A 13,513-nucleotide genomic window follows, 5' to 3' on the forward strand; every position below is an offset into this window, starting at 1 on the left:
TGACCGAAAATGTATTGCCCAGATCACGTTTGCGGGCACGGAATGATCCGAAACACGTTTGTTGGGGTGGGGCCGGTCCGGGGCTGAGGGGAGAAGTTGCAGCTCACGTGCACTCTTTCGCGATGGCGTTCCCCGCCGGGTGTTCGCTATGTGAACGCGCGTGCTCCATGCGCACCCCAGAACGGGGGGAGTGGTTTGCCACGCATATCCGCCCACAAGGTGCGGTTTCACAACTTTGGAACGAAATGAGTCGCGCGCCACACTTTTCCGGGCGTACATTGAGCGCAACGGTGGCGAGCCACTCGGCAATAGCCACGGTCTGGCGTTTCTAAGGAGGAACAATGGCACTTAGCCCAGAAGAGCTGAGCACAGAGAGCCTCGCTGAAATCTTCGCCGCGGGTGGTCGACCGGCGGACAGCGAGCGAGAAATCAAGATCATCGACACCACGCTGCGCGACGCGCACCAGTCCATTTGGGCGACCCGCATGCGCACCGAGCACATCATGGACTTGCTCGACGACGTCACCAACGCCGGCTTCGAGCACGTCGACCTGGTCGCCCCGATCCAGTTCGACGTGCCGGTGCGCTACCTCAGGGAGGACCCCTGGGAGCGCGTGCGCAAGGTGCACGAGGCCGCGCCGAACACCAAGTTCCGCTCCATGGTCCGCTCCCGCAACCTCGCGTCCTTCGACTTCCTGCCTGACGACGTCATCCACGCGTGGGTTGAGCGCCTCTACGCCAACGGCTTCCGCGTCATCGGCGCCTTCGACGGCCTCAACGACATCGACAACATCGCCGACACCCTCATCCTGGCCAAGGAGCTCGGCGCCGAGACCTACGGCTGCCTGTCCTACTGCTTGAGCCCGGTGCACACCGACGAGCTCTACATCGACAAGGCCCAGGAGCTGGTGGAGCGCACCGACGTCGACCGCATCATGCTGAAAGACGCCGGCGGCCTGCTTACCCCGGACCGCATGAAGACGCTGATCCCGGCGATCCGCAGCGCCATCGGCAACGACCTGCCGCTGGAGGTCCACACCCACTCGCTGACCGGCCTGTCCCCGCTGACCTACATCTACGCGGCCGAACTCGGCGTGGACTCCATCCACACCTCGATCGCCCCGCTGGCTAACGGCCAGGGCCAGCCCGCCACCCAGGCGCTCGCCCGCGACCTGCGCGCGCTGGGCTACACCGTCAACATCGACGACGAGCGCGTGGACAACGCAAGCAAGAAGCTCCAGGAGATCGCGGACCGCGAGGACAAGCCGGTGGGCAAGCCCCGCGCCTTCGACGGCGTGCACTACATGCACCAGCTGCCGGGTGGCATGCTCACCAACTTCGAATCCCAGCTGGCCACCGCCGGCCTGTCGGACCGCTTCGAGGACCTGCTCTACGAAACGGCCCGCGTGCGCGAGGAGCTGGCGTACCCGATCATGATCACCCCGTTCGCCCAGTTCGTGGGCACCCAGGCCGTGATGAACGTGATCTCCGGCGAGCGCTACTCCGTGGTGCCGAACGAGATTAAGAAGTACGCGCTCGGCCACTACGGCGAGCCGCTCGCGCCGATCGACCCGGACGCGCTGGAGAAGATCAAGGCCAACGGCTCCTCCGAAATCAAGGAGGGCCGCCCGGAGCTCGAGCCGCGCCTGCCGGGCCTGAAGGAGCAGTACCCGGACGACGACATCGACACGCTGCTGCTACGCGCCAACATCCCGGGCAACAACGTGGACGAGATGCGCCGCTTCGTCGCAGAGGGCCGCGCAGGCCAGGGCGAAGGCGTGCCGGGCGGCGAGCTGACCAAGCTCGTGCAGAAGATCTACGAGACCACCACTTCCGGCGAATTCCACCTCAAGACCGACGACCTCGAAATCAACCTGACCAAAAAAGGAGAGCAGTAAACCATGTCTGACACCACCAACTTCAACGAGCTGAAGTCCCTGCTTGAGTGGGTTAACCAGTCCGGCGACATCGAAGAGCTGAGCATCAAGTACGGCGACATCGAGCTCGCTCTGTCCAAGACCCCGGGCGGTCTGAGCCACCTCAAGGCAGCCCCGGCACCGGCCGCACCGGAAGCGCCGAAGGCTGAAGCACCGGCACCGGAACCGGCTCCTGCTCCGGCCGAGGCCCCGGCGCCTGCGGAGGCTCCGAAGGAAGAGGCCCCGAAGCCGGAAGCTGCTGCTCCGGCAAGCTCCGGTACCGGCATCGAGGTCAAGTCCCCGATGGTGGGCACCTTCTACGCCGCACCGAAGCCGGGCGCGGACCCGTTTGTGAAGGTCGGCGACACCGTCGAGGTCGGCCAGGTGCTGTGCATCGTCGAAGTGATGAAGCTGATGAACAACATCGAAGCGAAGACCGCCGGCACCGTCACCGAGATCCTCGTGGACAACGAGGACGCCGTCGAGCACGGCCAGCCGCTGATGGTCATCGAGCCGAAGTAGGTACCCCATGGCTGAATCTGAAAAGCTGCTGGACAGCGTCCTCATTGCCAACCGCGGCGAGATCGCGCTGCGCGTCATCCGCGCCTGCAAGGAGCTCGGCATCAAGAGCATCCTCGCGTACTCGGAGGGCGACCGCGACTCCCTGCCAGTCAAGGAAGCGGACCAGGCCGTGTGCATCGGCCCGGCCAACGCCGCGAAGAGCTACAACAGCCCCGAGCTGATCGTCTCCGCCGCAATGGCGTTCAAGGCCGACGCCATCCACCCCGGCTACGGCTTCCTCTCCGAGAAGGCCGACTTTGTCAAGATGGTCGAGGACGAAAACATCGGCTTCGTCGGCCCGTCGTCGGAGCACATCCGCCGCATGGGCGACAAGATCGAGGCGAAGAAGATCGCGCAGGCCGCCGGCGTGCCCACGGTGCCCGGCTCCGATGGTGTGGTGACTGAGTTCGGGGAAGCTTTAGACGTCGCAAAGCAAACTGGCTTCCCACTTCTGATTAAGGCCGCCGCTGGCGGCGGTGGCCGAGGCATGCGAGTCGTGGAGTCCGAGGACACGCTGGAAAAAGACCTCAACGAGATCATGAACGAGGCGCAGTCCGCGTTCAACGACTCGTCCGTCTACATCGAGCGCTTCCTCACCGACATCCGCCACATTGAGATCCAGGTGCTCGCGGACGGCGAGAACGCTATCGCCCTCGGCGAGCGCGACTGCACCTCGCAGCGCCGCAACCAGAAGCTCATCGAGGAAGCGCCCTCGCCTGCGATTGACGACGAGCTCCGCGCCGGTCTCCAGGAAGCAGCCATCAACCTCTGTAAAGAGGTGGGCTACAAAAACGCCGGCACCGTCGAGTTCGTTTTCGACAACATCGAGCGCAAATACTATTTCATCGAGATGAACACCCGTATCCAGGTGGAGCACCCGGTGACCGAGATGATCACCGGTGTGGACCTGATCCAGGAGCAGCTTCGCATCGCCTCCGGGCAGAAGCTGCGCCTGACCCAGGACGACATCCAGATCCGTGGCCACGCCATCGAGTGCCGTATCAACGCCGAGGACCCGAACGAGAACTTCGCCCCGCGCCCCGGCAAGATCGAGCACTACCGCACCCCAGGCGGGTTCGGCGTGCGCATGGACACCCACATCGAGACCGGCTACACCATCCCGCCGTTCTACGACTCCATGGTGGGCAAGCTCATCTGCTGGGCGGACACCCGCGACGAGGCCATCGAGCGCACCCTGCGCGCCCTCGGCGAGCTGAAGGTCGACGGCGTGGTCACCACCGCGCCGTTCCAGGCCCAGCTGATCAGCAGCGACAAGTTCCGCTCCGGCGAGTTCAACACCGGCTACGTGGCCAAGATGCTGGAGAACATGGACACGATCCCGACGGACGAGTAGCCGTCGCAACGTGTAAGGCAGGCAGCCGGGCGCATCTCGCCCCGGCTGCCTGTTCAGCTTGAGGGAGGAGAACACATGCTGCTGGTTTTAGCCATGCTGGTGGGCGCGATCGTGCCCGTCCAGACCGCGATTAACACCCGGCTGCGGCAAAGCGTCGGCTCGCCGATCGGCGCGACGTTTGTGTCCTTCATCATTGCGGTGGTGGTCGCCTCCGTTATTTCTTGGGGTGCGAGTGGGGCACTGGTGCCAGACTTATCGACGGCCGCCTCGCAACCGTGGTGGGCATGGCTCGGCGGGTTCATGGGCGTGATGTTCATCGCCGGCAACATCGTCCTGTTCCCCAAACTCGGCCCGGTGCAGACCGTGATCCTACCGATTCTGGGCCAGGTGATCATGGGGCTGTTAATCGACCGGTTCGGGCTGTTCCAGTCGCCGCAGGTCGCCGTCGGCCCGCTGCGTCTTCTGGGCGCGCTGATCGTGGTCGGCGGCATCGCCATGGTGCTGGAGATCGGGCGCACACGAACCATCCACGGCACCGCCGAAGGCGCCACGCTGTGGGCGCTGCGCGCCTTCGGCGTGGTCATAGGCATGGGCTCGGCCACCCAAACCGCCGTCAACGGCCACCTCGGCCGCGCGCTGGGCAGCTCGCTGCAGGCAGGCCAAATCTCCCTGGTGGTCGGCCTTGCGCTTCTGGCCGCCATGTCCGTGCTGCTGCCCGGCCCGCGCCGGGCACTGGCCACAGGTATCGCGCCGGGGCCGTGGTGGATGTGGCTCGGCGGCATGCTCGGCGCGTTCTTCGTGTTCGGCGGCGCGGCGCTGTCGCCGATCCTCGGCACCGGCACCACCGTGATTGCGGCCCTGGTGGGCAACATCATTTGCGGCCAGGTGCTCGAGTCGCTCGGCGTTGGCACCGGCGGGCACCGCAGCGTTCCCACGCCCTACCGCCTCACCGGGCTGGCCATTGTATTGGCGGGCGTGGTGATGGTGCGGATGCTTTAGGCGTCGATAGGCAATGTGCGCCTAGCCGCGCAGGTTCCTCCACCGCTCCAAAGTGAGGGTGGGGGACAGCGAGCGGGAGACGCACGTGGCAAAGGCGCCGTTTTCGTGCTGCTCCTCGGTGAAGATGCTGTCGCGGTGGTCCGGGGTGCCGTCCACGACGCGCATGATGCAGGTGCCGCACGTGCCTTCCGAACACTGCGACAGAATCGGCACGTCCTCGTCCTCGAAGACATCCAGGACGCTCTGGCCCTCCGGCACCTTGTAGGTGTCGCCGTTGAGGACGACCTCGAACGGGCCGTCCGCGTCGTGGTTGCCGGCGAGTGTTTCCTCCGCGGCACGGAAGGCCTCGAAGTGGATGTTGGCCTTGGGCAGGTGTGTGGTGGCGACCTCGATGACCCCGTCCATGAAGCCCTGCGGCCCGCACACGTACAGGTGGGTGTCCTCCGGGGCGGTGTCCGAGGCAGCGAGGGCCTCCTCGATGTAGCCGGACTGCTTGTCGCGCTCGCCGGTAGCGAAGATGCTCTTGGTCTGGCCGTGGAGGTAGGTGTCGATGAGGTGGCGCATCAGCGCCCGCTCCTGGCTGGACGCAAAGTACAGCACCGAGTAGTCCGCCTGCTGGATCTGCAGCTCACGCGCCAGCGAAAAGATCGGCGCGATGCCAACGCCGGCGCCCACCAGGATCGAGCGCTTCGTGCCGGGCGCGAGGCCGAAGTTGTTGCGCGGCGGAAGGATGCGCACCGTGTCGCCCGGCTCGATGTTGTGGGCGGCGATGGAGCCTCCGCGCGAATCCGTCTCCAGCTTCACCTCGATGCCGTAGATGGCCCGCTCGCCGGCGTCTTCGGAGCCGAGGCGGTGCATGGGGAACAGGGAGAACTGGCGCACCAGCTCCTCGCCCTCGGGGGAGCGCAGCAGAAAGTCCGCGTGGCAGCCTGGCTCGTAGCCGGGGATGGGGGAGCCGTCGCGGGTCTCAAGCGTGATCAGCGCGATGCCGTGGGTGCGTTCGACGTCAACGGCGGTCAGTTCGATGACGTTGGTGGGGAACTCGGCGTCGACCTTGGTTTCACTGCCTGCCGGGGCAGATTGCGCCGCCTGGCGACTGGCTAACGCGGCCTCCCTGTCCGCTGCGTTGGGGTCGGTGCGCTTGCTTCCTCCTGAAAACATGCTGGTCAGATTGCGAATAGCCGTGCCGTTCCTCACGTTGACCTCCGTTGGAAAAGAATCGCCGACAAACAACCCGGTGAAAGTGGTTGCCGGTCCAAAGTGTAGCGAATACCATCTTCACATACGGAAAGTGACAGGCACCACATATAGGTCGCACTATTGCTTAGCTTACTCCATGGTGGGCATCCGTTAAGCAGCACTAGCTGCGGTTTCGCAGGCACTAAGAAAGAAAAGAAGGGACGAAGATGACTGCGACAATCAACTCCTCTTCGGTTGGGGCCGAAAAGCTCCCAGAAGTTCTTCCAATGTCGGATAATCCGTACGAGGACTTCCGGTATTTCTATCGCGATGGCATGCCTCTCCGTCCGGCGCCCAAGCGCCGAACTGATAAGCCCAGCTGGTCAACGCTCCGCCACAACATGTTCGACCGTTGGCACACGGTTCACGATGATTGGAGTGGTTACGACACACTGCAGACAAGGCTGCTTGACGATCACATGTGGCAGACCGACGAATACGGTGCTGCGCTAGCGGAAGCCTTCAGGCGCGACGGTGCGAAAAAGTCGAGGCAGGATTTCGAAACCGCGGTAAATGAGGGCATAGAAAAAGTCGAGGACCCGTCACCGGAACTCGTCGCCTTCTTCGAGCAGGTAGACAACATTCCCGAGTGGATCGATCTAGAAGCTGCTGAGCGTGGTCGTGTGGCTTACTACAACGCGACGCCATGCGCCGACCTGCTGACGTTCAACTTCGGCTACTGGGCAACCACTATGGAAGACCGAACGTCCGCCGCTACCGGTGAAACAGCAATGTTCGAGTTCAAATCGATGCAGCGCGCGTTGGAGACCTCAAAGTTCTTCGTTGACCTCGGCAAGCAAGATGTCTTTGATCGTTTCGGCGATGGCCGAAAGTCTGCAATCCATGTTCGCCTCCTGCATGCTCAGGCCAACCGGGGCTTAGAAAAGCTGTGGGGCCCGGACCACTATAACGAGTTTGGTCGCCCCATCGGGTCCAGCTTCCTGGTGTCGGGCGAAGGCTGGTTTGCTTTGATGCCCCTCGCCATCGATGAGTTCTTTGGGCGCCCGCATTCGGGTCGCGATTGGGATGACGTTGCGATGTACTGGGCGTACGTCCTGCACATTATGGGAGCAGAGGAACGACTGATCCCGCGCGATGGTGACGAAATGCGCAAGATGACGGACTTCATCTACGCAAATGGTGGCCGATCCTCTGATTACCACCAGCGCGTGGCAAGCGCGCTGATGTCCATTGTGGAGCAAATGGATCCTGACCTCCCATTGGAGATGCTCGGCTCTCTCGCGACCATCGTTGGGGTTGAGGACACGAAGTTCATGGTCGAGGGCACCCGTTGGGCCGACGTTGATTTCACCGAGGCGACTGCTGAGTTCGAGGCCAAGGCGCGAGCGGAAGCGGAAGAAGCTCGGAAGATCGACGAACGAGAAGACGCAGAGCAATACAAGATCCAAAAGGCCACGGAGGGTCGACCGCCGTGGACGAACGCACTTGAAGAGGTTCAGGAGTACATCCGCACTAACGAACCAGACGTCAAAGTCGCCTGGACTCTTCACGACGACTCCAAGGAAGCGCAGCGATAACAAGAATGACTACGAGTACTCAGGCGCAACAGGACGTCAAGCACCAACATCCGGTGCACCCGGAAATCCTCCCGATGTCGGACAATCCCTTCGAGGATTTTCGCTACTTCTACCGGGACGGCATGCCGCTTCGCCCGGCGCCGAAGCGCCGCACGCGCCGGCCGGGCTGGGCGACGCTGCGCCACAACTTGTTCGACCGCTGGCACACCGTCGCCGACGAGTGGGAGGGCTACACCAGCTTCCAGACAAAGCTTCTGGACGATCACATGTGGCAGACCGACGAAACCGGAGCCAAGCTCGCCGAGGCGTTCAAGCGCGACGGGGCGGAGAAGTCCCGCGCCGATTTTGAAACGGCGCTGAACCAGGGCATCGACAAGGTCGCCGACCCGTCGCCGGAGCTAGTGGAGTTCTTCGCCGAGGTGGACAACATCCCGGACTGGATCGACCTCGAGGCCGCCGAGCGCGGCCGCATCGCCTACTACAACGTCACGCCGTCCGCGGAGCTGCTTTCCATCGGTTTCGCCTACTGGGCCACCACGATGGAGGACCGCACCTCCGCGGCCACCGGCGAGACCGCCATGTTCGAGATCAAGTCCTTCACCCGCATCATCGAGACGGTGAAGTTCTTCGTCGACCTGGGCAAGAAGGGCGTATTTGACCGCTTCAGCGACGGCCTGAAAGCTGCCGTACGCGTGCGCCTTTTGCACGCCCAGGCCAACCGCGGCCTGGAAAAGCTGTGGGGCCCGGACCACTACAACGAATTCGGCCGCCCCATCGGCTCGTCCTTCCTCGTCTCCGGCGAGGGCTGGTTCGCGCTCATGCCGATCGGCGTGGACGAGTTCTTCGGCCGCCCGCACACCGGCGAAGAGTGGGACGACGTGGCCATGTACTGGGCGTGGGTGCTCTACCTCATGGGCGCCGAAGAGCGACTGATCCCCAAGACCGGCGACGAGATGCGCAAGATGACGGACTTCATCTACGCCAACGGCGGCTACTCCTCGGACTACCACGTGCGTGTGGCAACCGCCCTAATGGGCATCTTGGAGGACCTGGACCCGAAGATGCCGGCGCAGGTGCTCGGCGCACTGTCCTTGATCATCGGCGACGAGGACACCAAGTTCATGGTCAAGGGCTCCCGGTTCGAGGGCACCCCGTACCTGCACTGGAAAATCGCCTTCCTGCTCAAGGCGAAGGCCGAGGCCGTGATCTACCGCGTGCGCGACAAGCTGCCCGGCGCCCAGGCCGCGAAGGCGAAGAAGGCCGCGGACGGCAAGCCGCCGTGGTCCGACGTGTTCAAGCAGATCGAGGACTACGTCGCCGAGAAGGCCCCGCACGTCAAGGCCGAGTACAAGCTGCACGACACATCCAAAGAAGGCCTGCGCTAGCCCGCGCGAGCCGGCCCCAACACCCAAGGAGCACGATTATGACTCAGACATTCGTTGACAACCCGCTCGCGCAGGACCACTACAGCCGCACGGATTGGCCGGTGGCGCGTGGGAGCCGCGAAGCTTTCGTCGAAAAGTTCGGCGAGGAACGCGCAAAGCGGTTCGAGCAGGCGTTTTGGGCGATGGACCCCATCGCCGACGCGCTGTACACCAGCGGCAACAAGTCCAAGGACATCATGCCGAACCTGCGCGCGGCACTTGCGCGCGGCGAGGCGGATGCCGATACGCTGCCCGAGGTCAAGGCGCTTATCGACGACATGAACGCCGCCCTCGACGGCGTGGACTGGGAGCGGCTTGAGCGCGGCCAGAAGGCTGCGCTGGCGATCCCGGTGCTGGCGCAGAACCTCTCGCTCGGCCCGGGCGCGCTGATCCACACCTACTCGGCACCGTCTATCGCCGACATCCTGGTCAACACTGGCGAGCTCACCGAGGGAGCCGTGCACCGCCTGGCGTACACCACCAACTGGATCTACTCGGTGTACCTGAAGGACGGGCTCAAGCCGGGCAACGTCAGCTACATCCACACCGGCATGGTTCGCGCGATGCACGCGCACGTGCGCCGCGTGCAGACGCAGCTCGGCCTGGACTACTCCGAGTGGGGCGCGCCGATTTCCGAGCTGGACATGTTCCGCACCTGGTTCGACTTCACCTACATTGCGTTCACCTACCTCCGGAACCTCGGCTACCGCCTTTCCCTGGAGGAGGAGCAGGACCTGTTCTACCTGTGGCGGGTCGTGGGCCTGATGCTGGGCATCCCGGGCGACCTCCTCGAGCCGGAGACGGACATCGACGCTTCCCAGGAGACGATCGACGCGATCCACTTCGTCGACGGCGAGCCCAACGACGCATCTCGCGCGCTGGTGGAGGCGCTGTTCAACGGCTTCCGCACCAACGTCAAGGAGCTCCTGCCGTTCCCGGACGAGTCCATCGACGATTGGATGTATACCGCCACCCGCCTCATGCACGGCGACGAGGTGGCCGACATCTACGACGTGCCGCACGCCGTGTCGCGACCGTTCACCGAGCTGGATCTCCCCCTCGTGCAGCAGCGCTTTGACTTGCTGCGCGCCAACCCGGAGGTGCTGGCGCAGGTTGTGGAGGACAACCACAAGACGCTTCTCGACGCACTGACGCAGGAAACCTCCTACATGGGCCAGGACCAAGGCATAAAGATGAGCGACGGCGCTTACAGGCCTGGCGCATAGTGATAGAGTTCACAAACCGAAACAACTAACATCCCGAAAGGAACACCATGTCCAACCAGTACCGCGTGCAGAACCCCGTGACCAACGAGGTTGTGGAGACCTTCGAATTTGCCACCAACCAGGAGATTCAGGACATCCTCAGCCGCTCCGAGGAAGCGTTCAAGACCTGGCGCAACACCTCCTACGAGGAGCGGGCGGAGATCGTCGGCAAGGCAGCGCAGTTGCTCAAGGAGCGCGCAAACGAGCTGGCGCAGATCGCCGCCGAAGAGATGGGCAAGCCCATTCCGGAGGGCGAGTGGGAGATGAACTTCTCCGGCGACATCCTGCAGTTCTACGCAGATAACGCCGCCGAGCACTCCGCCGACAAAAAGGTCGACGTCCCGGGCGGCAAGGCTGTCGTGCGCCGCCTGCCGCTGGGCACGCTGCTCGGCATCATGCCGTGGAACTACCCGATCTACCAGATCGCGCGTTTCGCCGGTCCGAACCTGATGAACGGCAACTGCATCATCCTCAAGCACGCCGAGATCACCCCGAAGTCCGCGGCCGCCTTCGAGCAGGTGCTGAAGGACGCCGGCCTGCCGGACGGTGTGTACATCAACGTCTACGCCACCCACGAGCAGATCGAGACCATCATCGCGGACCCGCGCGTCCAGGGCGTCTCGCTCACCGGCTCCGAGCGCGCCGGCGCCAAGGTCGCCGAGACCGCGGGCAAGAACCTGAAGAAGGTCGTGCTCGAGCTCGGCGGCACCGACCCGTACGTCATCCTCGACGCCGCTGACGTGAAGGCCGCCGCCCAAGAGGCGTGGGACAAGCGCGTGCACAACGCCGGCCAGGCCTGCACCTCCAACAAGCGCATCATCGTCATGGAGGACATCTACGACCAGTTCGTGGACGAGATGGTGGCAATCGCCGAGGGCTACAAGAAGGGCGACCCGTCCAACCCGGGCGAGAACGAGTACTTCCCGATGTCCTCGCGCCGGGCAGCCGAGATCTTGGACGACCAGGTCAAGCGTGCCGTCGCCCAGGGTGCGAACCTGCGCACCGGCGGCGAGATGGACGAGAACTCCGCCTACTACTCCCCGGCGGTGCTGACCGATCTGCCGGTCGGCTCCGACGTCTACTACGAGGAGTTCTTCGGCCCGGTCGCGGAGATCTACAAGGTAGCTTCCGAGGAAGAGGCCGTGGAGCTGGCAAACAACTCCTACCAGGGTCTCGGCGGCGCGGTCTTCTCCGACGACACCGAGCGTGCCATCAAGGTTGCGGACCAGATCGAGACCGGCATGATCCACGTCAACCTTGGCCAGTACTTCTCTGCAGTCCTGCCGTTCGGCGGCGTGAAGCGCTCCGGCTTCGGCCGCGAGCTGTCCGTGTTCGCGCTCGACGAGTTTGTGAACAAGCAGTACCTCTACGTCAACGACTAAGGCACTGCCTTATCGGCGCCGGGAAATCCCACCTGTTTTGCAGGTGGGATTTCCATTTTCAGCGTGGGTTCCTGACAGATTGCGGCAGCCTCTTGCATCGACCTGGGGCGATGGGGTCCGTCTGACAGATTCCGCCGCGATGTGTCTTGGGGCGCGCGTCCTCGTCTGCCGGCCCGCCGCCAACCACCACTACAGTCACACTGGTAACAGGTAAGGTGTGTCGCGTGATCCGATTCGACCATGTGACCAAGGCGTACCCGACGTCCACGCGCCCCGCGCTCGACGACGTCACGCTCGACATCCCCGACGGCGAGTTCGTGTTCCTCATCGGCGCGTCCGGCTCCGGCAAGTCCACCTTCCTGCAGCTTTTGATCCGCGAGGAAAACGTCTCCTCGGGCGACATCTTCTTCAACGACTTCCACGTCAACGCCCTGGGCGGCAAGCAGGTGAACAAGCTGCGCCAGTCCATCGGCTACGTGTTCCAGGACTTCCGCCTGCTGCCGAACTTGAGCGTCTACGACAACGTCGCGTTCGCGCTCGAGGTCATCGGCAAGCCGAGAAACCGCATCGCCAAACTCGTCCCCGACGCCCTCGAGCTCGTCGGCCTCGGCGCCAAAGCCAACCGCATGCCGCGGGAGCTGTCTGGTGGTGAGCAGCAGCGCGTGGCTATTGCGAGAGCTTTCGTCGATAAGCCAAAGCTCATGCTTTGCGACGAACCAACGGGCAACCTCGACCCCGGCACCGCCGACGAAATCATGGCCCTGCTCGCACGCATTAACCGCATGGGAACCACCGTGGTCATGTCCACGCACAACGCGCGAGCGGTGGACGAGATGCGCAAGCGCGTAGTGGAGCTGCAGCTAGGCAAGATCGTGCGCGACGAGGAAAACGGCGTGTACGGGGACGTGAGGAGGTAGCCGTGAACTGGGAGTTTATTTTCCGTGAGGGTGTCAAAGGCCTGGGCCGCAACCTCACCATGACCATCGCGCTGATCATCACCACCGCGCTGTCGCTGGTGCTGGTGGGCACCGGCGTGCTGATTTCCAAGGCCACCACGCAGACGAAGGACCTGTACCTGGACCGCGTCGAGGTGATGGTGGAGCTGGACGAGGACATCTCCGCTAACGACCAGGATTGTTCCTCGGACCGCTGCAAGCAGGTGCGCGACACCCTGCAGGCGGATGACCGCGTGGAGCAGGTGACCTTCCGCTCCCGCGAACAGTCCTACGAGCGATTCAAGGAACTGTTCCAGGAATCCGAGCCGGAGCTGGTGCGCGAGACCGCCCCGGATGCACTGCCGGCGGCGCTGCACGTGCGCCTGGCGGACCCGACCGACACCTCGCCGCTGGACAAGATCCGCGACATGGACCAGGTGGAGGTCATCTCCGACCAGGCGGACACGGTGCGCTCCGCCGCCGGGACCCTGAACACGTTCCGCAACGTCGCGTTCGCTGTGGCGGCAGCCCAGGCGCTGGCCGCGGTGTTCCTGATTTCCAACATGGTGCAGCTGGCGGCGTACAACCGCCGCGAGCAGATCGGCATCATGCGCATGGTGGGCGCCTCGCGCTGGTTCACCCAGGCGCCGTTCGTGTTGGAGGCGGTGCTGTCCGTGCTCATCGGCGCGGTGCTGGCCACCGTCGGCGTATGGGCCGGCAAGCAGCTCATCGTGGACCCGCTGCTGGGGGACCTCTACGCCAACCAGCTCATCGCGCGCGTGCCGGACAGCACCGTGTGGGCGGTCATGCCGCTGGTGGGCCTGGTTGCCATGGCGCTCGGCGGGCTGGCCGCGCAGGTGGCGCTTCGCTCTTACGTGCGCAAGTAGTACACTTGGCGCT

Annotated in this window: 11 protein-coding genes; 10 read left to right on the plus strand and 1 reads right to left on the minus strand. The window is 64.0% G+C overall.

Translation table 11 applies throughout. The annotated features are described in order from the left end of the window. Positions 1–341: 341 nt before the first annotated feature. From ACX1NL_RS03285 to ACX1NL_RS03300, 4 genes are all read left to right on the plus strand, one after another. A complete protein-coding gene (locus tag ACX1NL_RS03285; RefSeq protein ID WP_269951463.1) occupies positions 342–1,898 on the plus strand; it encodes a pyruvate carboxylase subunit B in 1,557 nt (518 codons plus the stop codon). A gap of 3 nt (positions 1,899–1,901) precedes the next feature. After that, a complete protein-coding gene (accB, locus tag ACX1NL_RS03290; protein WP_458898591.1) occupies positions 1,902–2,438 on the plus strand; it encodes an acetyl-CoA carboxylase biotin carboxyl carrier protein in 537 nt (178 codons plus the stop codon). 7 nt (positions 2,439–2,445) lie between these two features. Next, a complete protein-coding gene (gene accC / locus ACX1NL_RS03295; RefSeq protein ID WP_458898592.1) occupies positions 2,446–3,831 on the plus strand; it encodes an acetyl-CoA carboxylase biotin carboxylase subunit in 1,386 nt (461 codons plus the stop codon). Positions 3,832–3,906: 75 nt separating this feature from the next. Next, the gene (locus ACX1NL_RS03300; protein WP_458898593.1) at positions 3,907–4,830 is read left to right on the plus strand and encodes a DMT family transporter; all 924 of its coding nucleotides are present in this window, start codon (positions 3,907–3,909) and stop codon (positions 4,828–4,830) included. A 21-nt stretch (positions 4,831–4,851) separates the two neighbouring features. Here the strand turns inward: ACX1NL_RS03300 and ACX1NL_RS03305 are convergent, their stop codons facing one another. After that, positions 4,852–5,991: a PDR/VanB family oxidoreductase gene (locus ACX1NL_RS03305; RefSeq protein WP_458898594.1), complete on the minus strand. Its 1,140-nt coding sequence runs from the start codon at positions 5,989–5,991 to the stop codon at positions 4,852–4,854. 245 nt (positions 5,992–6,236) lie between these two features. Between ACX1NL_RS03305 and ACX1NL_RS03310 the strand changes: the two genes are divergently transcribed. The 6 genes from ACX1NL_RS03310 (at position 6,237) to ftsX (ending at position 13,500) form a co-directional block, all read left to right on the plus strand. After that, positions 6,237–7,607 (plus strand): oxygenase MpaB family protein, encoded by a 1,371-nt coding sequence (locus ACX1NL_RS03310; RefSeq protein ID WP_458898595.1) that lies wholly within the window; start codon positions 6,237–6,239, stop codon positions 7,605–7,607. Between the two features lie 5 nt (positions 7,608–7,612). After that, the gene (locus ACX1NL_RS03315) at positions 7,613–8,992 is read left to right on the plus strand and encodes an oxygenase MpaB family protein (RefSeq protein ID WP_458898596.1); all 1,380 of its coding nucleotides are present in this window, start codon (positions 7,613–7,615) and stop codon (positions 8,990–8,992) included. Between the two features lie 38 nt (positions 8,993–9,030). Further along, positions 9,031–10,257, plus strand: coding sequence for an oxygenase MpaB family protein (locus ACX1NL_RS03320; RefSeq protein ID WP_458898597.1), 1,227 nt, complete (start codon positions 9,031–9,033; stop codon positions 10,255–10,257). Positions 10,258–10,304: 47 nt separating this feature from the next. Further along, on the plus strand, positions 10,305–11,678 hold the full coding sequence (locus ACX1NL_RS03325) for an NAD-dependent succinate-semialdehyde dehydrogenase (RefSeq protein WP_458898598.1): 1,374 nt from the start codon (positions 10,305–10,307) through the stop codon (positions 11,676–11,678). Positions 11,679–11,902: 224 nt separating this feature from the next. Then, entirely contained in the window at positions 11,903–12,595 is a 693-nt protein-coding gene (ftsE, locus tag ACX1NL_RS03330) for a cell division ATP-binding protein FtsE (protein WP_458898599.1), read from the plus strand. Positions 12,596–12,597: 2 nt separating this feature from the next. Then, on the plus strand, positions 12,598–13,500 hold the full coding sequence (ftsX, locus tag ACX1NL_RS03335; protein ID WP_458898600.1) for a permease-like cell division protein FtsX: 903 nt from the start codon (positions 12,598–12,600) through the stop codon (positions 13,498–13,500). The last annotated feature ends 13 nt before the right edge of the window (positions 13,501–13,513 follow it).

The organism is Corynebacterium sp. CQ3829_602738, from assembly GCF_054478435.1.